The 19,781-nt window shown below is 64.7% G+C and carries 19 protein-coding genes, 1 tRNA gene and 1 pseudogene; 14 read left to right on the plus strand and 7 right to left on the minus strand.

Annotated features, from left to right (window positions below):
* The 3 genes and pseudogenes from EOE48_RS26740 to EOE48_RS26750 all read left to right on the plus strand — a co-directional run.
* Window positions 1-389 (plus strand): annotated as a pseudogene (locus EOE48_RS26740) (SEL1-like repeat protein); the annotation flags it as partial.
* Between the two features lie 80 nt (window positions 390-469).
* Window positions 470-1,393, plus strand: coding sequence for a sulfite exporter TauE/SafE family protein (locus tag EOE48_RS26745; protein WP_127733933.1), 924 nt, complete (start codon window positions 470-472; stop codon window positions 1,391-1,393).
* On the plus strand, window positions 1,393-2,208 hold the full coding sequence (locus tag EOE48_RS26750) for a TIGR02186 family protein (RefSeq protein ID WP_127733934.1): 816 nt from the start codon (window positions 1,393-1,395) through the stop codon (window positions 2,206-2,208). Before EOE48_RS26745 ends, EOE48_RS26750 begins: the two co-directional genes overlap by 1 nt.
* Window positions 2,209-2,448: 240 nt before the next feature.
* Here EOE48_RS26750 and EOE48_RS26755 read toward each other — a convergent pair whose 3' ends face one another.
* Window positions 2,449-3,060, minus strand: a complete 612-nt coding sequence (locus tag EOE48_RS26755) for a DUF533 domain-containing protein (protein WP_127733935.1) — start codon at window positions 3,058-3,060, stop codon at window positions 2,449-2,451.
* Between the two features lie 164 nt (window positions 3,061-3,224).
* Between EOE48_RS26755 and EOE48_RS26760 the strand changes: the two genes are divergently transcribed.
* From EOE48_RS26760 to EOE48_RS26770, 3 genes are all read left to right on the plus strand, one after another.
* Window positions 3,225-4,988: an SLC13 family permease gene (locus EOE48_RS26760; RefSeq protein WP_127733936.1), complete on the plus strand. Its 1,764-nt coding sequence runs from the start codon at window positions 3,225-3,227 to the stop codon at window positions 4,986-4,988.
* A 19-nt stretch (window positions 4,989-5,007) separates the two neighbouring features.
* Complete coding sequence (locus EOE48_RS26765) at window positions 5,008-5,742, plus strand: SHOCT domain-containing protein (RefSeq protein WP_127733937.1); 735 nt, start codon at window positions 5,008-5,010, stop codon at window positions 5,740-5,742.
* Between the two features lie 82 nt (window positions 5,743-5,824).
* A complete protein-coding gene (locus tag EOE48_RS26770; RefSeq protein WP_127733938.1) occupies window positions 5,825-6,883 on the plus strand; it encodes a spore photoproduct lyase family protein in 1,059 nt (352 codons plus the stop codon).
* A 134-nt stretch (window positions 6,884-7,017) separates the two neighbouring features.
* Here EOE48_RS26770 and EOE48_RS26775 read toward each other — a convergent pair whose 3' ends face one another.
* Together EOE48_RS26775 and EOE48_RS26780 are read right to left on the minus strand one after the other, a co-directional pair.
* Entirely contained in the window at window positions 7,018-7,326 is a 309-nt protein-coding gene (locus EOE48_RS26775; protein WP_127733939.1) for an ETC complex I subunit, read from the minus strand.
* A gap of 28 nt (window positions 7,327-7,354) precedes the next feature.
* A tRNA-Pro gene (locus EOE48_RS26780) sits at window positions 7,355-7,431 on the minus strand.
* Window positions 7,432-7,707: 276 nt separating this feature from the next.
* Here EOE48_RS26780 and EOE48_RS26785 point away from each other — a divergent pair.
* Together EOE48_RS26785 and EOE48_RS26790 are read left to right on the plus strand one after the other, a co-directional pair.
* On the plus strand, window positions 7,708-8,634 hold the full coding sequence (locus tag EOE48_RS26785) for a DUF4365 domain-containing protein (RefSeq protein WP_127733940.1): 927 nt from the start codon (window positions 7,708-7,710) through the stop codon (window positions 8,632-8,634).
* 132 nt (window positions 8,635-8,766) lie between these two features.
* Entirely contained in the window at window positions 8,767-9,231 is a 465-nt protein-coding gene (locus tag EOE48_RS26790) for a very short patch repair endonuclease (RefSeq protein ID WP_281292802.1), read from the plus strand.
* On the opposite strand, the gene EOE48_RS26795 is transcribed toward EOE48_RS26790, so the two are convergent.
* Window positions 9,191-9,948 (minus strand): IS5 family transposase gene (locus tag EOE48_RS26795; RefSeq protein ID WP_210249604.1). Its coding sequence is split into 2 segments (ribosomal slippage): window positions 9,191-9,624 and window positions 9,624-9,948, totalling 759 coding nucleotides; the frame shifts between segments, so codons are not numbered across the junction. The two genes, EOE48_RS26790 and EOE48_RS26795, sit on opposite strands and share 41 nt — an antisense overlap.
* 548 nt (window positions 9,949-10,496) lie before the next feature.
* Here EOE48_RS26795 and EOE48_RS26800 point away from each other — a divergent pair.
* The 4 genes from EOE48_RS26800 (at window position 10,497) to EOE48_RS26815 (ending at window position 16,803) form a co-directional block, all read left to right on the plus strand.
* A complete protein-coding gene (locus EOE48_RS26800; protein ID WP_127733943.1) occupies window positions 10,497-11,600 on the plus strand; it encodes a DNA cytosine methyltransferase in 1,104 nt (367 codons plus the stop codon).
* Window positions 11,597-14,578 carry an ATP-binding protein gene (locus EOE48_RS26805; protein WP_127733944.1) on the plus strand — a complete coding sequence of 994 codons (2,982 nt, stop codon included), beginning with the start codon at window positions 11,597-11,599 and terminating at the stop codon, window positions 14,576-14,578. The genes EOE48_RS26800 and EOE48_RS26805 overlap by 4 nt, the downstream gene beginning before the upstream one ends.
* Window positions 14,568-16,316, plus strand: a complete 1,749-nt coding sequence (locus tag EOE48_RS26810; protein ID WP_127733945.1) for a response regulator receiver domain — start codon at window positions 14,568-14,570, stop codon at window positions 16,314-16,316. Before EOE48_RS26805 ends, EOE48_RS26810 begins: the two co-directional genes overlap by 11 nt.
* Window positions 16,317-16,545: 229 nt before the next feature.
* Window positions 16,546-16,803 carry a hypothetical protein gene (locus EOE48_RS26815; protein WP_127733946.1) on the plus strand — a complete coding sequence of 86 codons (258 nt, stop codon included), beginning with the start codon at window positions 16,546-16,548 and terminating at the stop codon, window positions 16,801-16,803.
* Between the two features lie 292 nt (window positions 16,804-17,095).
* Here the strand turns inward: EOE48_RS26815 and EOE48_RS26820 are convergent, their stop codons facing one another.
* Genes EOE48_RS26820 through EOE48_RS26830 form a run of 3 tightly spaced genes read right to left on the minus strand, consistent with a single transcriptional unit; the run spans window position 17,096 to window position 19,085 of the window.
* Complete coding sequence (locus EOE48_RS26820; RefSeq protein ID WP_127733947.1) at window positions 17,096-18,415, minus strand: Y-family DNA polymerase; 1,320 nt, start codon at window positions 18,413-18,415, stop codon at window positions 17,096-17,098.
* A complete protein-coding gene (locus EOE48_RS26825; protein ID WP_127733948.1) occupies window positions 18,412-18,867 on the minus strand; it encodes a LexA family protein in 456 nt (151 codons plus the stop codon). The genes EOE48_RS26820 and EOE48_RS26825 overlap by 4 nt, the downstream gene beginning before the upstream one ends.
* A complete protein-coding gene (locus EOE48_RS26830) occupies window positions 18,864-19,085 on the minus strand; it encodes a hypothetical protein (protein WP_127733949.1) in 222 nt (73 codons plus the stop codon). The genes EOE48_RS26825 and EOE48_RS26830 overlap by 4 nt, the downstream gene beginning before the upstream one ends.
* Before the next feature lie 122 nt (window positions 19,086-19,207).
* On the opposite strand from EOE48_RS26830, the gene EOE48_RS26835 reads away from it, so the two are divergent.
* Both EOE48_RS26835 and EOE48_RS26840 read left to right on the plus strand, forming a co-directional pair.
* A complete protein-coding gene (locus tag EOE48_RS26835) occupies window positions 19,208-19,456 on the plus strand; it encodes a DUF6894 family protein (RefSeq protein ID WP_127733950.1) in 249 nt (82 codons plus the stop codon).
* Between the two features lie 15 nt (window positions 19,457-19,471).
* Window positions 19,472-19,726, plus strand: a complete 255-nt coding sequence (locus tag EOE48_RS26840; protein WP_127733951.1) for a hypothetical protein — start codon at window positions 19,472-19,474, stop codon at window positions 19,724-19,726.
* Window positions 19,727-19,781 lie beyond the last annotated feature (55 nt).

The raw sequence follows: 19,781 nt of genomic DNA on the forward strand, positions 1-19,781 counted from the left end.
GATGCACAACCTCGCGGTGATGCTGGCCGAGGCCTCGTCGGCCGACGGCAAGCCCGACTACGCCGCCGCCGCGTCGTGGTTCCGGCGCGCCGCCGAACTCGGGGTGCGCGACAGCCAGTACAACCTCGCGGTGCTTCTCGGCCGCCGCCGGCCAGGGCGACGAGGATGCCGGGCGCAAGCGCGACGAGGTCGCCGGCAAGATGACGCCGAAGGATCTCGCCGCCGCCCGCGCCGCCGCCGAAGCCTGGAAGCCGCGCCAGCCGGACCCGGCGGTCAACGAGCCGCCCCCGGCCCGGGCCGAGGCGGCCTCGGCCGCGGCGGATGGAGCGATGACCCTCGTCGGCGCGCCGCCGCCCCTGTCGCTCGGCCGCGGCGGCGCCCGGAGTTGAGGCAGGTCTTGCGCCGGAGCGTTGTACGACCGGCGATTGATCGCTAGAGCCCCGGGACGACGCGCCCCGGGTCCTCCCCTTTGCAGATCTACCTTCCCGTCGCCGAGATGCCCGTGAGCGTGCTGACGCTCCTCGGGCTCGGCGCGCTGGTCGGCTTCGTGTCGGGCCTGTTCGGGATCGGCGGCGGCTTCCTGATGACGCCGATGCTGATCTTCCTCGGCATCCCGCCGGCGGTCGCCGTCGCGACCCAGACCGCCCCGATCGCCGCCTCCTCGACCACGAGCGTGCTCGCGGCCGTGCGGCGCAACGCCGTCGACCTGCGGCTCGGCGCGGTACTGGTCGGCGGCGGCCTCGTCGGCACCGCGCTCGGCGTCTGGTTCTTCGCCGCCATGCGGCGGGCCGGGCAGCTCGATCTCGTGATCGCGCTGTCCTACCTCGCCCTGCTGACCGCGGTCGGCGGGCTGATGCTGACCGATTCGGTGCGCGACCTGTGGTCGAAGCGCCGCGGCCGCGCCCGTCCGGCCCGCCTCGGCGGCGACCATCCGGGCTACCTCGCCTGGCCGCTGCGGATGCGGTTTCCGCGCTCGCGGCTCTACGCCAGCGTGATTCCGATCCTCGGCCTCGCCCTCTTCGTCGGCTTCGCCGGGGCGGTGCTCGGCATCGGCGGCGGCTTCATCATGGTGCCGGCCCTGCTCTATCTGCTGCGGGTGCCCACCGGCGTCGTGGTCGGCACCTCGCAGTTCCAGATCCTGTGGACCTCCCTCGTCGCGCTGGTGCTGCACGCGGTCCAGAATCAGGCCGTCGACATGGTTCTCGCGGTCATCCTCATCACCGGCGGGGTGTTCGGGGCGCAGTTCGGCGCCCGGTTCGGGCGCAACCTGCGCTCGGAGACCTTCCGGCTGCTCCTCGCCGTCCTGGTGCTCACCGTCGGGCTGCGCTTCGCCCTCGACCTCGTCGTGCCCCCCGCCGAGCCGTTCTCGGTGGTCGTCGCGGAGGAGCGCTGATGAGCGCGCTCCTCGGTGGAGCGCTGATGAGCGCCTCCCGACGGCGCCCTGGTGCCCGCGCGCTCCTCGCCGCGCTGCTGGTCCTGGCCGGCACGCGGGCGTCCGGCGCCGAGACCCTGGTCGTCGGGCTGTCGTTCAACCGCATGGCGATCACCTCCTCCTACGCGGGCGCCTCGGTGGCGGTGTTCGGCGCGATCGAGCGCGACGGCCAGGGCGGCGCGCGCGCGGGCGACTACGATGTCGTCGTGACGATCCGCGGCCCCCGGCGGGGCGTGACGGTGCGCGAGAAGGACCGTCTCGGCCCGGTCTGGATCAACCGCCACCAGCGGAAATTCGCCGAGGTGCCGCTCTTCCTCGCCGTCGCGTCGTCGCGGCCAGTCGAGGCGGTCGCCGACGCGCCGACCCGCCGCCGCCTGCGGCTCGGGCTCCAGGCGATCGTCGACGGACCGGACCTCGCCGCCGCGCCGCCGGAGGGCGAGGATCCGTTCCGCCAGGCGCTGCTGCGCCTGCGCCGGGACGAGGGCCTGTTCGTCGAGCGCCCGGCGGGCGTGCGCTTCCTGTCGCCGGCGGTCTTCCAGGCCGCCCTGCCCCTGCCCGCCGTGGCGCCGGTGGGAGCCTACGAGGTCGAGGTCGCCCTCCTCGCCGGCGGCACGCCGCTGGCGACCCGCACGGCCGGGTTCGAGCTGGTCAAGACCGGGTTCGAGCAAAGGATGGCGGTGTTCGCCCGGGACTGGTCGCCGCTCTACGGCCTCGCCGCCGCGGCGCTGGCGCTGCTGTCGGGCTGGCTCGCCAGCGTGATCTTCCGGCGCGATTGAGACTTTCGCGCCTTGCCATCGACGTGTCGATGACAAGGCGTCCGGCGCATCGGCGCCGACGCCCGTTCGGGCTTGCCTTGCGCTTTCGAACAGGCCCGTTCGAAAGCGCGGCGGAATGATACGATTTTCGGACGATCAGTTCCGAAATCCGTATCACCAGCCCGCGCGGCGCCTGAGCGAGGCCGATTTTCGCATCGCGAAGCGATTCATCGAAAATCGTATGAGTTCTCAGCGCGGATCTCAGGTCCGGTAGCGCCGGTCGAGGCTGGAGACCACGTCCTCCGGCAGGGACAGGCGGCTCGCCAGGAAGGCGAGGTAGAGCCGGCTCACCAGGCGGCGCTGGTCGAGCACCATCAGCGAGGCGGCGTAGGCGTAGGCACCGAGATCGCGCGCCCGAACCGCGTCGAGCAGGCCGCCGAGACCCGCCTCCTGCGCCCGCGCGTCGGCGAGCAGCGCCCGCTCCGCCTCCCCCGCCCCGATCCGCGCGAGGAGGTCGCCGGGCGGCGCGGCGTCCTGGCCGGTCGCCGCCTGGGCCGCCGCCATCGCCCGCACCACCAGGGTCCGGCCCTCGGCATCGAGGCTGCGCAGGTTGAGGGCCAGCGGCACCAGGGTCTGGTTGCGGTTCTGGAGCCAGGCGCGCAGCACCTTCTGGCTCAGGGCGTCGCGCACGATCGCGTCGGCCTGATCGGCCCGCCGCTCCCGGCGCGAGGCCCGGACCGGGGCCGCCTCCTCCTCGTCGGCGCCGGCCTCGTCGGGCTCGGCGGATATCCGCATCCCGGGCAGCAGACGCCCGATCGCGGACAGGAATCCGCCCGCGCCCTCGCCGCCGCTCCGCCCCGCTGCACCGGTCATGCCGCATCCCCCGTCGCCCAGCGACAACGCCGGCGAGGCTCCGCGGCTCCGGCCCTGGCCGCGCGGCCCGGCCGGACCATGTATCGGGGCTCCCCGCCCGCCGACAGGAGCGCACCGCGCCCGATGACCCCACCGCGCCCGCTCGCCCGCCGTACCCGCCTCGCATGACGCTCGATCAGGGGCTCGCCTTCGGGCTGATCGGCGTCACGGTGGCGCTGTTCGTGTGGGGCCGCCTGCCCTACGACCTCGTCGCCCTGCTGTCGCTGGTGGCGGGGGTCGCGGCCGGCATCGTGCCGGCCGCCAAGGCGTTCGACGGCTTTTCCGACGACGTCGTCGTCATCGTGGCGAGCGCGCTCGTCATCAGCGCCGCGGTCTCGCGCTCCGGCGTGGTCGAGAGCGCGATGCGCCCGCTGCTCCCGTACCTGCGCAGGCCGCGCCAGCAGGTGCCGGTGCTGGCCGGCGCCGTGATGGGCATGTCGGTGTTCACCAAGAACATCGGCGCGCTCGCGATCTTCATGCCGGTGGCGCTGCAGCTCGGCCGCAAGACCGGCACCTCGCCGTCGCTGCTCCTGATGCCGATGTCGTTCGCCTCGCTGATCGGCGGCCTCGTGACGCTGGTCGGCACCTCGACCAACATCATCGTGTCCAAGGTGCGCGAGGACGTCACCGGCAAGCCGTTCGAGATGTTCGACTTCACCCCGGTCGGCCTCGGCATCGCGCTCTCGGGGCTCGCCTTCCTGGCCTTCGGCTACCGGCTGCTGCCGAAGGACCGGCGGCCCGGAGCCTCCGCGGCGCAGTTCCGCCTCGACGCCTACACCACCGAGGCGCGGCTGCCGGCGGACTCGCCCCTCGTCGGCGCCACGGTCGCGGAGCTCGAAGCCCTCGGCGATGGCGACGTGACCGTCGCGACCGTGATCCGCGAGCGCTTCCGCCGCTACGTGCCGGGGCCGGACTGGCGGCTGGCCGCCGACGACATCCTGCTCCTCGACGGCGAGCCGGAGGACCTGGAGCGCCTCGTCGCGAGGGCGCGCCTGACCCTGGTCGGGCCGCCCGCCGGCGAGGGCGAGATCGGGGTCATCGAGGCGGTGGTGCCGGCCGACTCGCCCCTCGTCGGCGCCACCGCCGCGAAGGCGGAGCTGGCCGGTCGCCACGGCGCCACCCTGCTGGCGGTGAGCCGCAGCGGCGCGCGCATCACCCGGCGGATCGCCAGCGTGCGCCTGCGGGCCGGCGACGTGGTGGTGCTGCGCGGGCAGGCCGAGCGGCTGCCGGACGTGCTCGGCGACCTCGGCCTGCTGCCGCTGGCCGAGCGCAGCATCGCGCTCGGCCACAGCCGGCGCGGCTTCGTCCCGATCGTCGTGCTGGCCGGCGCGATGGCGCTGGTCGCCCTCCACCTCGTGCCGGTCGCGATGGCGTTCTTCGGCGCCGCGGTGCTGCTCCTGCTCCTGCGGGTGCTGACCATGCGCGAGGCCTACGAGACGATCGAGTGGCCGGTGATCGTGCTGCTCGGCGCGCTGATCCCGGTGAGCGATGCGGTGCGCACCACCGGCGGCACCGACCTCATCGCCGGGGCGATGTCCGGGGTGGCGCAGGCGGTGCCGCCGACCCTCGCGCTCGGTCTCCTGCTCGTCACCGCGATGGCGGTGACGCCGTTCCTCAACAACGCCGCCACGGTGCTGGTGATGGGACCGATCGGCGCCAGCCTCGCGGGCAAGCTCGGCCTCGACCCGGACCCTTTCCTGATGGCGGTCTCGGTCGGCGCGGCCTGCGACTTCCTCACGCCGATCGGCCACCAGTGCAACACCCTGGTGATGGGCCCGGGCGGCTACCGCTTCGGCGACTACGCCCGCCTCGGCCTGCCGCTCTCGCTTCTGGTCGTCGTCGTCGGTACGGTGCTCATCAGCCTGTTCTGGCCCGTCGCCCCGACCTGACCCGGAGTGTCCCGTCCCGATGTCCTCCCTCGACGCGCTCGCCGCCCGCCACGGCGTGAGCCCCGACGCCGCCCGCCACCTCCTCGACGCGCTGGCCCGCGGCGGCGGCTACGCGGCGCAGTTCAACCACCCCGAACTCGGCGGCATGGGGCAGTGGTCCAGCGGCGGCATGCTGATGATCGGCGACATGTTCAACAACGGGCTCAAGGCCCGGGTCGCGGCCCTGTGCGACGACCTCGTGCCGCTCGTCGCCGACTTGCCGCGGCAGCAGACCGGCGGCTGGGGCTTCGGCGGAGCGTGGTGGCCCGAGGAGCTCGGCCAGCCGTCGAGCTCGGGCGCCCAGAACGACGCCCGCTACGCCGTCTTCCCCCAGACGCGCCGCCTCGCGATCCAGTCCGGCGGCCGCACCACGGTCTACGACACCGGCGACCACCTCATCGGCGGGGTATCGCAGCAGCAGAGCGACTGGCGGTCCCTCACGTTCACCAGCCAGCACGGCCCGGTCAGCGTCGACGACCTTCCGGTGATCGACGGCACCGCGCCGCCGGATTCCGGCATGCCGGCCTCCCACGCCGCCCCGGTCGAGGCGCCGGCGGCGACGCCGGTGGTCCCCTCGTCTCCCGCGGGCGCACCCGTTCCGGGCGGCGGCGACGTTCTGGCGACCTTGGAGCGGCTGGCGGAGCTGCACCGCAAGGGGATCCTCACCGAGGCCGAGTTCGCTGCCAAGAAGAGCGAGCTGCTGGCGCGGCTTTAGGCGCGCGACACCCTGCCGGGCTGGCGGCCGCCGGGGGCGCCGCCATGTCCGAGCGGAGCCCACCGCGTCCCGCGAGCCCGCCCTGTCCCGCCTCCTCGCCATCGACACGATCTATCTCGAACCGGCCGCCGCGGAGTACCCGCGCGGACGCGAGATCCTCGACCGCTTCCCGAACGCACGCCGGATCGAGGTGGCGTCGCACTGGAACATCCCGGAGTTGCACGGCAACGAGGGCTCGGCCGAGGACTGGCTGCGGATCAAGCGATCGACCCTCGTGCTCGGGGTCAAGAAGGGCCTGACCATGCGGCCGAACGGCCGCAGCGCCCACTTCATCGCGCCGTCGAGTTCCAACGGCTGCGCGATGGCCTGCGCCTATTGCTACGTGCCGCGGCGCAAGGGCTACGCCAACCCGATCACCCTGTTCGCCAACACTGAGGCGATCGGCCGGGCGATCGCCCGCCACGCCGCGCGCCAGGGACCCCTCCCCGCCCCGGACCAGATCGACGAGCGCGCGGTCGTCTACGACATCGGCGAGAACGGCGACCTCTCGGTCGACGCGCTGGTCTGCGACTCGGTGCGCGACCTCGTCGGCGTGTTCCGCGGCCTGCCGACCGCCAAGGCGTCGTTCGCGACCAAGTTCGTCAACCGCGACCTCCTCTCCTATGATCCGCAGGGGCGCACGCGGCTGCGGATGTCGCTGATGCCGGAGGGCGTGGCGAAGGTGGTCGACGTGCGCACCTCGCCGATGGCGGAGCGGATCGCGGCGCTCGACGACTTCGTGCGCGCCGGCTACGAGGTCCACGTCAACTTCTCGCCGGTGATCCTCTACGAGGGCTGGGAGGCCGACTGGCGCACCCTGTTCCGGCAGATCGACGCCGCCGTGAGCCCGGCCACGCGGGCGCAGTTGCGGGCGGAGATCATCTTCCTCACCCACAACGCCGCGCTGCACGCGGTCAACCTGCGCTGGCACCCGAAGGCCGAGACGCTGCTGTGGCGTCCCGACATCCAGGAGACCAAGCGCTCCGAGGGCGGGATGGAGAACCTGCGCTACCGCAGCGGCTGGAAGGGCCGCTGGCTCGCGAGGTTCAAGGCGCTGCTCGCCGAGGAACTGCCCGCGTGCGGCGTGCGCTACGCGTTCTGACCGGTCATACGATTTCCGACTGATCGCTTCCGGCGACCGCACGCGGTCGCCGGAAGCGATGCGGACATCGGCTTCGCTCATGCGCCGCGCGGGCTGGTGATACGATTTTCGGAACGAATCGTCCGAAAATCGTATCAGTGCGTCCAGGGCGCGGTGCGGTTGAACTTGAAGTTGTCGGAGTACGACAGCCCCTTGCGCAGGGCCTTCTGCGGCTCCTCGACCCGGTAGGCGATGCCGGCGCGGGTGGCGTAGGCGACCGCCTCCTCCTGGGTGTCGAATTCCAGGCGCACCTGCTGGAGCATGTCGGAGGACGAGGTCCAGCCCATCAGCGGCTCGGTCTCGGGCGCGCTGGTCTGGTCGAATTCGAGCATCCACTGCTTGGTGCGGGCGAGACCCGACTGGGTCGGATCCTTGGCGGGCTTGAAGATACGGGCGCTCGACATCGGGGTTCCGGTCCGTCGTGAAGCCGCATGGTCGGGGCGGCCGGATTCGAACCAGCGACCCTCTGGTCCCAAACCAGATGCGCTACCAGACTGCGCTACGCCCCGACACCGCTACGGCGCGTTGGTTCCTAGAGTTTTTCCGCCCTGGACGCAAGCGGCGCCAGGGAACGGAACGGCGCCAAGGGTGCCGGAAAATCCCTCTACGGCGCGCTCAGTCCCAGGAAAGTCCCGAAGTTCGTTCCCGTCCTGTCCCACCGCGAGTACAAGCGGAGACGCTTGAGAAAGAGCCAAGCCAAGACCTTCAGTTTTTTTCGAGTGAAGTAAGCCGCAGGGTGTTGAGAGTGAATCGAATTGGCATAAATCAGTAGACCGAACCCACTCATGCAATGGGGCGCGCGAGGTACAGAGATGACTCGGGCAAACGATGCCACCGGCGAGATTGGAGTTGCCGTGGCTAAATATGTGTTTTCCCATGCCAACTGGTTATTCCGCGATCAACCTTTGCAAGATTATGGCATTGATGCGCAGGTGGAACCCAAAGAAAATGGAATACCAACCGGTCAGTTGATCGGTCTGCAAATCAAAACAGGTAAATCTTTTTTCAAACACGAACAAGACGAATCATTCACGTTTTATGGAGAGCCTAAGCATTTGAATTACTGGACAAACCATTGCCTTCCAGTATTCATTATCCTCCATCATCCAGATACCAAACTTACTATTTGGCAAAAAGTAGAAACAAGGTTCATTACTTTAACCGACGCTGGCTGGAAGATCGAAATCCCCAAAGCAAATTTGTTAAATGGCGATGCAATGTCATTTTTCAAAGCTGGAGTGGCTCGAGACCCAAGTTCATTCATGCGTTCCTCGCTCGCTCTAGATTATCCAATGATGCTAGCAATCCACGCACATAATACGTTCATGAAAGTATTGCAGTTCAACCATAAATCGCTCAACATGCGTGGTGCTTTTTTCTATTTCGGCAATCCAGACAATTCCGATCCGGATATCAAAGTCGAACGCTGGCTTCCGTTTAGTGATATACATGATTACATGGCAAGGCGATTTCCTTGGCTTGAATATAATCACATCCGCGAATTAGCCGATCCCACGGGAGCCATTGAAGGAGAGGAACATATACTTGAGGTTAGGCTCAACCATGTGGGACTAGCATTCTTAAATCTTGAGGAATTTTTTGAGAATGGCCCTACTCCGAAGGAGTATGAGTTGCCATACCGCGAGAGCGATGTGATGGATGATGAAGAAATGGATGAGTGGGGTTACCGCCACGGAGTAGACGAAGATTGAGAACCGCCACCACGTTGCGTATCGACGCCATTCGAGATATGCCCATATGTACTGGAAGCGAGTCAAGAGCATCATACCGCGAGAGGCACACATCCTTATGATACCAACAGTGCACTCGGCGCTACTCGACTGATGAAGCGAGGCGGACATGGGTGGGTTGAGCCTACGATAGCCAAGTCGGAGGCCATGCGTCGCATCCGGACCGCGGGTACGGCACCTGAGATCGCGTTACGTAGCAGGCTTCACGCGCTCAATCTTCGATATAGGATCTCGTATCCAGTCCCCGGGAAGCCGCGGCGGACCATCGATATTGCTTTCACGCGCTATCGGCTCGCTGTCTTCGTAGACGGCTGTTTTTGGCATGGTTGCCCCGTACATGGCACGCTGCCGAAGACCAACGCTCCTTTCTGGGCGAACAAGATCAGCACAAATCGCGGGCGGGACCGCGACACTGATCTCGCTCTAGCGGCGGCGGGTTGGGACGTACTGAGGATCTGGGAGCATACCGAGCCGGAAGAAGCCTCAAGGATGATCCTCTCCGCATTAGGTCGCGGACTCATAAAGCTCGCAGCCAGACCCGCAGGGCTGCGAGCTTGACGCTGGCGAGGTAGTTGTCGGGATCCTTGTCGTAGCGCGTGGCGACGGCGCGGAAATGCTTAATCTTGCTGAAGAAGCGCTCGACCAGATTGCGGTACTTGTACAGAAATGGGCTGAAGGCCAGCACCTGCTTGCGGTTGGGCATCGGCTTCACGTTCGCCCAAGCCCCCTGCTCGGCCATCTGGGCTCGCAGCGCATCGCTGTCGTAGGCCCGGTCACCCAGCAGGATCTGACCTGCCCCCAACCCGCCCAGCATGTCGGCTGCCGCGCGCCCGTCATGCGCTTGGCCTGCCGTGATCTTGAGCGCCACAGGCCGGCCCTCAGCATCCACCAGCGCGTGGATCTTGCTCGTCAGGCCGCCGCGCGAGCGACCCATGCCACCGGATCCGCCGTCTTTTTTTGGGCGCAGGCCGCATGCTGGTGCACCCGCACGCTGGTGGCGTCGATCATCTGTAGGTCGCCGTCGTAAGCCTTTGACACCGCGTCCAGAAGCCGATCCCAGATCCCGCGCTTGCGCCAGCGCCGGAAGCGGTTGCCACAGGTCGTGTAGGGACCGTAGCGCGCCGGGATGTCGGCCCAGGGCGCACCCGTGCGTAGCCGCCAGAAGATCCCGTTCAGGACCCTCCGGTCGTCCACCCGATCCTTGCCACGCACATCCGTCGGCAGGAGCGGCTCGATCACCGCCCACTCCGCATCCGTCAGGTCAAACCGTGCCATCCACAACCCTCCGTGTCCGGAGGGCTAACGACGACGCCGCTCAACCGTGCCACACGTTATGGGTTCGCGACCTAGACCGACGCATCCGGTCGTCGTGACGCCGTTGCGAGCGCAGTCGCGTCGGTTGTCGAGGTTCCGACCCGTCGCAACCCCTCTATCTCCTTCGGCGAGCCGCTCATCGTGCCTTGTCTAGGCAGGGTCGACGATGCCATTGGCCTGATTCACTGTGGGCTCAAAGATGAAACTCAGTTTACCTGCGCATAGCGGAGTTGGCATATTCAACATATCCGCCTACCCGCTCTCTTGCCCGCCAACCGTCCGTGATCGTGGGATGTCGGAGGCTCGGGCGGCGTAGACGATGCTGATCGATCGGCACTTTTACGGAGCATCGTACCGTCGGGGCTCCGGCCTGGCTCCTGCGACGGTCGCCACCCACAATCGATGCGGGACACCAATTGTATCTTTTCGAATCCGAGACGATACTGCCAAGGTTGGATGCGATTGCGTCGGTATCGCGTGGAGTTCCGAACCCAATGGCTAGGGAGAGTATGAACTGCATCGACCTCTTCGCCGGGGCCGGTGGACTCTCCCTCGCGGCGCATCGTTCGGGCCTGAGGGTTCGGCTCGCGATAGAGCGGGACAAATCCGCGGTCGCAACTTACAGGGCCAACCTGTGCCGGGGTGATGATCCGCCTGTGGTCTTGGAAGGCGACATCGCTGCCATGCGACCGTCCGAAATCTTTGATCTTGCGTTCGGGCCCGGCGAAATTTGCGACCTCCTTCTCGGCGGGCCTCCCTGCCAAGGGTTTTCAACCCATAGGTTGAATGACTCAGGCGTCGGCGATGAGAGGAACGGGCTCGTAAACGTGTACTTCGCCTTCGTGCGGCAATTCCGCCCGACGGCCTTCCTAATGGAGAACGTACCGGGTATGCTTTGGCCGAGGCACGCGCGGCACCTGGATGCGATGCAACACCAGGCCCGCGACGCCGGTTACCACCTGTTTGAACCGGTTGTCATCGACGCCCGCGACTTCGGAGTGCCCCAGAGGCGCAAGCGAGTAATCATCCTCGGTTTGGAAAAATCGGTTGTCAGAGATGATTTCACTTGGCCGCCGGAGCCGACCCATGTCCGCCCCACTGGGGACGGCGTCCCACCGGGACGCCTACCATGGTTGAATTGTGAAGCAGTCTTCGCCGCCGCTCCCACGGGAGACCCAAACGACGTGCACATGAAGCACAGGGCTGACCTAGTTGCCGCGTTTGCCAGAACGCCCACCGATGGCGGGAGTCGAGGCGCCTCCGGCCGCGTCCTAGAATGCCATCGCGGTCATGACGGTCACAGTGACGTCTATGGTCGCATCGACCGTCGCCAACCGGCGCCCACAATGACCACCGCCTGCATCAATCCCTCAAAAGGTCGATTCGTGCACCCGACACTCAACCATGGGATCACGGCCCGCCAGGCAGCGCGCATCCAGACCTTCCCAGATGACTACGTCTTTCACGGAGGATTGATGGCGGCGGGCCAGCAGATAGGCAACGCCGTCCCGGTGAAACTGGGTGTCGCGTTGATCGCCCATGTCGTAGCCCTGCTTGAGGCGACGGGCAGAAGGCGAGCGGGTACGCGTCGGAACGAATGTGTTGTGGCATGATCGAGACAGCTCCCTTCCAAGCACGGGCCCGAACCGTCGATCATCTCGGGCGTGAGCAGATCGCCGACACGCCAACAGCCATTTCTGAACTTTGGAAAAACAGTTACGACGCATATGCTAAGGAAGTCTCATTAGAAATCTACGACGGGCAGTGGCCGGTTGCGGCTCTACTTGATGACGGCCACGGCATGACTAAGGCAGAGTTCGTCGAGCGCTGGCTGGTCATCGGCACAGAGTCCAAGGCCACCGGCTCAGTCGTTCCCCTGGATGACCGCAACGGCTTACCGCTTCGGCCAAAGCTCGGGCAGAAGGGAATCGGCCGGCTTTCCTGTGCCAACCTCGGCCCGCTCCTCCTTTTGGTCTCGAAGCGCCGAAACGCAAAGCTCGTGGCTGCCCTCCTCGACTGGCGACTCTTCGAGAACCCCTACTTGAACTTCGCGGATCTCTCGATTCCGCACATCGAAGCCGATTCGCCGGAGGAGATATTTCCGCAGTTGAACGACATGGCCGACATTCTGCGTACGAACGTGACCGGCGGTGCCGACGCGGCCCGCGCGGCGAGGGTCGCGGCGGCGTGGCAAGCTGTCGACGACCTTCGGGCGGCGGAGGTCGAGGCCGGACATCCCCTCCCGACTACATTACCGTCGAAGGCGATCCTCGACGGTCTCTCGCAAATCAACTTCGAGCCACGACACTTATCAGCTTGGGGTGTGGCCAAGAAAACCTCGAATCAGGGCACTGCGCTACTTGTCGGCAACATCAATTATGACCTGATGGTTCAATTGCCGCGATCCGTGCCCGACGGTACCGCGAAAAAGGCCCAGGAGAAGTTCTTCGAGACCCTGTCCAGTTTCGTAGACCCATTCGTCGACCCGTCGAAGCCAACCATTCTCGCGAAAAACCCAACCTTCGCATACGTAGTCAGAGCCTGGGATGGAAACCGCTCGCGGGACATCGTGGGCTCTGAAAAGCAATTCGACCGACGCATGCTCGACGGTCTGGAACATATGATCGACGGTGTTGTCGATGCCAGCGGGATATTCAGAGGTAAGGTAAAGGCGTTTGGCACGATACTGCCGGAGGTAGTTGAAATCGCCCCCCCGGCGGACGCCAAAATCTCCCGGCGCCCCGGCAGCACCGCCGGGACCTTCCTTCTCTTCGTCGCCTCAATGGAGTTTACCAAAGCCAAGACCACCCTTCCAGCGATGGAGTATGAGCGCTACGAGCAATTGGCCGAAAAATATGCCGGCTTCATGATTTTTCGCGACGGCCTCCGCGTTCTCCCCTACGGGAGAACTGACAACGATTTTTTTGAAATTGAATCCCGGCGGAGCAAGCACGCCGGCCGCGAGTTTTGGAATCACCGCCAAATGTTCGGCCGGATCGCCATCACTCGGGAGGGAAACCCGAACCTCAAGGATAAAGCGGGTCGGGAGGGCCTGCTCGACAACGAAGCCGCCAAGTCGCTTAAGTCGATTGTGGAGAATCTGCTGCGCGTGAGCGCGCGACGTTTCTTCGGCTCGGACTCGGCGATCAGGAAAGAGGTTCTTCCAGGAATTGAATCAGACAACAAGAATAGAAAGGCGGCGGAGCAGAGGGCTAAGCTCCGGCAGCGACAGGGCAAGCAGTTCAGGTCGAGGCTGAGGGAGACTGGCAAGGCCGTCCCGACGCTGTTGCGCGAGGTGTCCGACTATGTGGTCCAACTGGAAATTAGGGACGAAGTCGACGTCGTCGAGACGCAGAGAGCGCTGGAGACGTACAAAGACCGTCTCGCCGACTTGCGCATCCTTGGGGCGCCTAAGGAACTCGGCCCGCTACAAAACGCATACATGACTTATCGCGAGGGATTCCAAAGCGTACAGGCGAAGCTGGACACTATAGCGTCGTCGTTGGACGAAGCGGTCGAACGTATAAGCCCAGCGAACCCACGCGACCTACTCAATAAGCAAGCCGCCCGCCTCAGCAACCAAGTCAGAGCCCGAATCATTTCGTGGAAGAAAAATATCGAGGCGCTTCAGAAAGCTGAATTCGAACGCGTTTCCAAATTGGCATCGGAGCGAGGAAAGATTTTTCAGATTGATATAGAGCCTGTTCTTGCAAAATTTGACCGTGCTGACGCGAATTACGTAGAAACATCTAAGACACTTGAGGCACTGAGAGACACTCATGTTGAGGATAACGCCCAAATTTTCGCACCTTATGTAGCCGCGCTTGAGAACCTGACGGAAAGCATCGACCTTGAGCACCTCGCTACGTTCGGTGCGGACGAGAATATGGAGCTTCGTTCCGAACTCGATCGCCTCAACGCTTTGGCGCAGCTCGGCATCGCAGTTGAGATCGCCGGACACGAGCTACAGGCCTACGACGACATCCTAGGCGCCGGGCTGCGCGCACTACCTGACGAAGTACGCAATAGCCGTGCAGCACAGGACATCGCTTTCGGTTTTGAGGGACTGACCGATCAGCTGCGCATTCTCACGCCGCTTCGACTGGCAGGACGCAAAATCCAGCGTTGGATCACCGGGGATGAGATCTTTGGGTACGTATCGGATTTTTTTCGGCTAATTATGTTGCGGAACGGCATATCACTTGAGGCTACAGATGCTTTCCGAGCGATGCGCGTCTTCGATCAGCAGTCGCGGTTGGTCCCAGTATTCATCAACCTGATCAACAACTCAGCCTACTGGCTTTCCACAGCTGGAGAAGATGGACGCCGCATCGTTCTCGACGTCGCAGGCACTGAGGTCATTGTTTCTGACAACGGCCCAGGCGTTCCCAAAGAAGATGTTGAGAGTCTTTTCACCTTATTTTTCACCCGCAAGTCGGCGGGCGGCCGTGGCGTCGGACTGTACCTATGCAAGTCGAACTTGGCAGCGGGCGGCCACCGCATCCGTTACGTCGCCGACGCTACGGCAATGCCGCTGGCCGGTGCGAATTTCGCCATTGAATTCAGGGGGGCGGTCTTCGATGGACGTTGACCACTACGCAAAGTTCGTCGACGAGGCGTTCATTGATCCGATCAGGTCGGTCTTGATCGTCGATGACGATTATCCAACTTTTGAGGAGATGTTGTCTGATGGTGAATCATTGGGCAAGGACTGGAGAAATCAAACTGATCGGGTAAGGAAAATCATACGAGGCTTCCGGGCGCGAAACCTGCTTGTCGACATTCACGACGGCAGGAACGTAGGCCTCGACGATGAGATCAGAGAGGCAGAACACCTACACCAATCGGACCTTCTAGTCCTCGATTACCAACTTGACAAAACGAGAGCTGGTGATGGCTCTATAGCTATTAACATCATCCGGAAGTTGATGGCGAACACGCATTTCAATCTAGTTGTAGTACATACGAGCGAGAACCTTGATGCAGTGTTCCAGAACGTCATTTTAGCGTTGCTACCATACGAACTCTATGAACTTACCCAGGATGACCTGTTTCTGGTGGACGAGGCTCTTGAGGAGCTTAGAAGCCGCATAGGGGACCTAGATAGCCGCCTCGACTCCTGCTTAGGACCGACGCAGTACCTCAAATACAGGCAGGTAGGATTCAAAGATTTTATTGCACTATTTATGAAAAAAAGTGCAATATTCAACGAATACAGCGCCTTGTGCGAGGAGGCAGAATGGAATCTCAAAACACAAAAGCTTATCCTCCGTTATCAACTTTCCAGAGCAGCGGAGGCGGCAAAGAAAGGCGAGGGTGTTCCAACCCCTAGGCAGATCGACTGGTCTGACGGCGACGTGAAATGGGCTCGCTCCGACACGGTTTTTGTCGCCTTTTCCAGCAAGAGGGTCGGGGAAGAGCCTCTACAGGAACTCAGCGCTGCGCTCCATGCGTGGCGTCCTGACCCGTCTAGGTTATATCTCGCCCGACTTCAGCACGAGATAGACGAGCATGGGACCGCCCTACAGGCGCAGGTGCTTGGGAAAAAGCATGCCCTTGCAGGATGGTATCACGGCATGCTGATAGCAGATCCGGATGCGACGAAATCAATTATCAAGGAGACTATCACGCGACATTCGGAGCAACTTATAAACTCTGTCGTACCGAACGTAGCTGATTTCGCCGAACGCCTCGTCGAGGCGGAGCGAGCCGGCGATGCCCATGACATCTGCCAAGCCCATTTCGACGTCGATCTTAATAACAAAGAACAGTTGCTCCACGCTCGATGCCAACACAACTCTGTCGTAAGCAGCCAGAACCCAGAGGGTTGGCATCTCACCACAGGGCATATATTCCGTTTTAGCGGGCACTATTGGGTCTGTGCGTCGCCCGCATGTGATATGGTCCCCTCGCAGCTTTCTGCTTTCAGAAAGGAAATATACCAGAGTCGCATCCCATTCGCTGCCATTCGCCTTCAACCGGTTAAATCAATCGAGTTGGCGCTGAACAAAGCCTCCAGCTCTAGGATACTATTTCTAGAGATCAACGAGGAAATCAAGGCGTTCTCGTTCAACGACATCTCCGATGATATGTCTTCACCACATTGGAGCATTTTGTTCGCCGACAAATTAGGCAAACTTGACCCAAAGAGTCGATCGGTCAGCATCATCCAAGTCGAAGGGGATGACAGCCAGATGCTAATAAAAGCGCACGACGCGGAAATTGTCAGCCAATTGCGCTACGAGTATGCCTTGAATCTCGTACAGCGCCTGGGTGTGTCGATGAGCCGGATTGGTCTCGACTTCTCAGGCTACAAGCCGCCGCAGTGATCGGTCGTGACAGCCGGATGCTAGCTGGAACACGGTCAGCCTGTTCGAGGTCGGCCCAGAGTCCGAGATTATTAAACGCGGATGGACGGGTACCCTCTTGCCGTTCTAATGCAACCTCGTTGTGGGAACCCCGGAGAGCATCGCGTTCGACACGGTGCGCGTGTGGGACGATCAGCCGGTGTGCTACCGTAGCATTCCGGTGTGGCAGTTCGGGAAGTAGGATCGCGCCATGGCTGACTCCCGCACCTTCGGCGACCTCTACAAGACCAAGGACCTGACTGAGGACGCCCTCGCGGCGGCCGTCGCCGCCTACGTGGCGGACCTGGCGCCCGGTCCGCGGGAGATCGCGCCGGGCATCACGCTCGACATCGCCGCGGCGGTAGCGGCGAGCGCGTGGGCGACGGGGGTTCTGGGGCGCGAGGAGGCGACCGAGCCGCACAAGCGCGCGGCGGTGCGGACGGCGATGCTGCTGGCGCAAGCCGAGTAGGGAGCAAGCCGCCTTACGGCGCGTTCTCGGCTTGGCTGCAATGGGTGGTCTGGGTTGCGGCGTGCCGGAAGCGACGAGATGCACCCAATAGAGAGAGCCAAGCAGCGCGCTGAGCAACGTGCGTCGGAGGCTCGCCGCCTCCTCCAGTACCTCGGCACCATGGGCATACGCACCCACATCAGCGTCGAGCGCCTGGATCCACCCACCTTGAGGATCCAGGTCGACGGGCTCACACCCAATCGAGCAACCCGGATCAGGGCCGCACTATCGGCCTGTGAGGCGAGGCTCGTCATCATGGATGCGGATGCCCGGCCGGAGCCAGAACAGCCTTCGCCACTGGAAGATCGCTGACCCACGTCGTGTAGCGCGGCGTGCGCATCTCGAACTTCGTCGACCACGTCCGCTTCGCCACCAGCCCCGCTCGCGCCGGCACCACGGCGCCGCGCCCGAACCGGCTGTTGCATGCGTCCATCGCCGCCATCAGCGCCCCGGACCTCTCCCGGTCGAGCGCGTCGAACAGCGGGCGCGGCGCCTGATCGAGTGGCACGAGGTCGGTCGTGACCAGCCCCGCCTTGCTGTAGCGCCAGGGCGTCGGGCCCTGCTCCTTCCAGGTCTTCGCCACCCCATGGATCGCGGCCTGGATCAGGTGGCGGCTGTCGTTCGTCGCCTCCGGCAGATGCACCACCGTCGAGACCGACCGCATCGGGTCGCCCCGGTCGTGCTCGCTCGTGTGATAGAAGACCGTCACAACCGACGCCGCCAGCCCGTCGCGCCGCAGCTTCTCGCCCAGCCGCGTCGCGTGCGCCGCGACCGCCTGCTCCAGCACCTCCCGCTCGGTGATCCGGCTGGAGAAGCTGCGGGTCACGGCGCAGCCCTTGCGCCGCGCCGGCACGCTCTCCAGCGGCAAGCAGGCACGCCCGCGCAGTTCGTGGATGATGCGCTCGCCCACCACGGTCAGCGACTGGCGGGCAGGCCTGGGATCGAGGTCGCGCAGGTCCGCCACCGTGTCGACGCCCATCGCGGTCAGCCGCGCGAGCGAGGCCCGGCCGATGCCCCACACCTCGCCGACCGAGATCCCCACCATCCAGGCGGCGCGCTCGGCCTCGTCAGTGAGGTCGCAGACGCCACCCAACTCGGGGACCGCCTTCGCGATGTGGTTGGCGAGCTTGGCGAGCGTCTTCGTCGGGCCGATCCCGACGCAGGTCGGAATGCCGGTCCACTGGCGCACCGTCGCCCGCAGGTCCTTCGCCAGCGCCACCCTGTCGCGCTCGCGCACGTCCGACAGGTCGAGGAAGCTCTCGTCGATCGAGTAGACCTCGACGTCGCGGGCGAACTGCCGGTAGACGGCATTGGTACGCGAACTCATGTCGCCGTAGAGGGTGTAGTTCGACGAAAACACCCGCACGCCCTTGGCGCGGCACATCTGCCGGATCTTGAAGTAGGGCTCGCCCATCCTGATTCCGAGCGCCTTGGCCTCGGCAGTACGGGCGATGGCGCAGCCGTCGTTGTTCGACAGCACGATCACCGGTACGCTGGCGAGCTTGGGGTCGAACACGCGCTCGCACGAGCAGTAGAACGAGTTGCCGTCGATCAGCGCCAGCGCCCGGCTCATCGCCCGCGCACCTTGGCGAGCGCGTGCCAGCGGATCGAGAACAGCAGCACGCCCCAGAGCAGCCCCTCCTCCAGCTCCTCGACCGCGAAGACCGGCATGTCCGGGTTGTCGAAGGTGAGCGAGAGCCGGTTGCCCTCGAGCACGAGGCGCTTGAGGCTCATCTCGCCGTTGACCACCGCGACCACGACGGCGCCGGCGGAGGGGCGCAGGGAGCGATCGACGACGGCGAGATCCTCGTCGTAGATGCCCGCGCCCTTCATGCACCAGCCGCGCACGCGCCAGATGAAGGTCGCAGCAGGATTGGGGGCGAGCCAGCGCGGGAGTTCGAGTGCGCCCTCGACGAAGTCCTCGGCCGGTGAGGGGAAGCCGGCGCAGAGGGTCGTGCGCATGAACGGGATGCGCACCAGCCCGCCCTCGTCGGCTGCCTGCTCCCCGACGCGGTAGAGGCTCACGAGGCCTCTCCGACGTCCGCCATCGCACTCCGCATGTAGCCGCGCGAGATCAGCCGGTCGCGCTGGAGGCTGCGCCGCTCGGCTTCCGCCAGATCGGCGAGCGCGTCGGCGATCGCCGAGCCGAGCGCCGCCCGCAGGTTGCCCTGCGCCGCCTGGACGTAGGCTGCGGCGATCCGCTCGATTTCTGGTGTTGGTTGGTCCTTCGCGCGGTCGTGCATTCCTACCACTCCCCTGCTAGAACAAAAGCAGAACAAGCACGGCGGCGGGTCGTTCCTCAAGCCAGCTTGACGGATGATCGGTGCAGGGTGTGCACGGCTGTGGACAACGAGGCAGAAGGCCAATGAAGGCAGGGACTTACCACTTCCACTGCACCGACGGCGAACATGCGGTGCTCGACCGCGAGGGGCGATACCTGAGGGCGCGCAACGACTTGCAGGCGGAGGCCGCGCGGGCAGCGCGCGCGATCATGGATCGGGTCGCCGGCCGTCTCGACTGGTCGGCGTGGATCGTCGACGTGCACGACGCAGAAGGGCGACGCGCGCTGACCCTGGATTTCGAGGCGGCGGCCGTCGCGCAGCAGGCGGCCTGAGAGAGGAGAGCCCCAATGCCGATGAAGACGACGTTCCTGGTGCAGACCTTCGAGATCCACCGCAAGCGGCTGCGGCCGGGCCTGCGGGACGTGGCGCCGACCGAGAGCGGGGCATTGAAGCGCGCCGAGGCGATGGCCAAGCGGATGCCGGGCACGGCAGCGCTCAAGATCGTCGCCGACGACGAGACGGGCGAGCTCGACAGCATCGCGATCCTCGGCGAGTTCGGTCAGGTGCCGGAGGATTTCGCTGAGCAGGTGCGGGGCGGGTGATTTTATTCACACTGTCCTCTTTTATAAATGCATAATCGAAATTCTAGGTGTCGTC

Source organism: Methylobacterium oryzihabitans (assembly GCF_004004555.2).
GTDB lineage: Bacteria > Pseudomonadota > Alphaproteobacteria > Rhizobiales > Beijerinckiaceae > Methylobacterium > Methylobacterium oryzihabitans.

What these genes read in the sequence shown, in the direction of transcription:
- EOE48_RS26750 (WP_127733934.1), top strand. Translation starts at nt 1,393, where the DNA reads ATGAGCGCGCTCCTCGGTGGAGCGCTGATGAGCGCCTCCCGACGGCGC.
- EOE48_RS26755 (WP_127733935.1), bottom strand. Translation starts at nt 3,060, where the DNA reads ATGACCGGTGCAGCGGGGCGGAGCGGCGGCGAGGGCGCGGGCGGATTC.
- EOE48_RS26760 (WP_127733936.1), top strand. Translation starts at nt 3,225, where the DNA reads ATGACGCTCGATCAGGGGCTCGCCTTCGGGCTGATCGGCGTCACGGTG.
- EOE48_RS26765 (WP_127733937.1), top strand. Translation starts at nt 5,008, where the DNA reads ATGTCCTCCCTCGACGCGCTCGCCGCCCGCCACGGCGTGAGCCCCGAC.
- EOE48_RS26775 (WP_127733939.1), bottom strand. Translation starts at nt 7,326, where the DNA reads ATGTCGAGCGCCCGTATCTTCAAGCCCGCCAAGGATCCGACCCAGTCG.
- EOE48_RS26785 (WP_127733940.1), top strand. Translation starts at nt 7,708, where the DNA reads ATGCAATGGGGCGCGCGAGGTACAGAGATGACTCGGGCAAACGATGCC.
- EOE48_RS26790 (WP_281292802.1), top strand. Translation starts at nt 8,767, where the DNA reads ATGAAGCGAGGCGGACATGGGTGGGTTGAGCCTACGATAGCCAAGTCG.
- EOE48_RS26800 (WP_127733943.1), top strand. Translation starts at nt 10,497, where the DNA reads ATGAACTGCATCGACCTCTTCGCCGGGGCCGGTGGACTCTCCCTCGCG.
- EOE48_RS26805 (WP_127733944.1), top strand. Translation starts at nt 11,597, where the DNA reads ATGATCGAGACAGCTCCCTTCCAAGCACGGGCCCGAACCGTCGATCAT.
- EOE48_RS26810 (WP_127733945.1), top strand. Translation starts at nt 14,568, where the DNA reads ATGGACGTTGACCACTACGCAAAGTTCGTCGACGAGGCGTTCATTGAT.
- EOE48_RS26815 (WP_127733946.1), top strand. Translation starts at nt 16,546, where the DNA reads ATGGCTGACTCCCGCACCTTCGGCGACCTCTACAAGACCAAGGACCTG.
- EOE48_RS26820 (WP_127733947.1), bottom strand. Translation starts at nt 18,415, where the DNA reads ATGAGCCGGGCGCTGGCGCTGATCGACGGCAACTCGTTCTACTGCTCG.
- EOE48_RS26830 (WP_127733949.1), bottom strand. Translation starts at nt 19,085, where the DNA reads ATGCACGACCGCGCGAAGGACCAACCAACACCAGAAATCGAGCGGATC.
- EOE48_RS26835 (WP_127733950.1), top strand. Translation starts at nt 19,208, where the DNA reads ATGAAGGCAGGGACTTACCACTTCCACTGCACCGACGGCGAACATGCG.
- EOE48_RS26840 (WP_127733951.1), top strand. Translation starts at nt 19,472, where the DNA reads ATGCCGATGAAGACGACGTTCCTGGTGCAGACCTTCGAGATCCACCGC.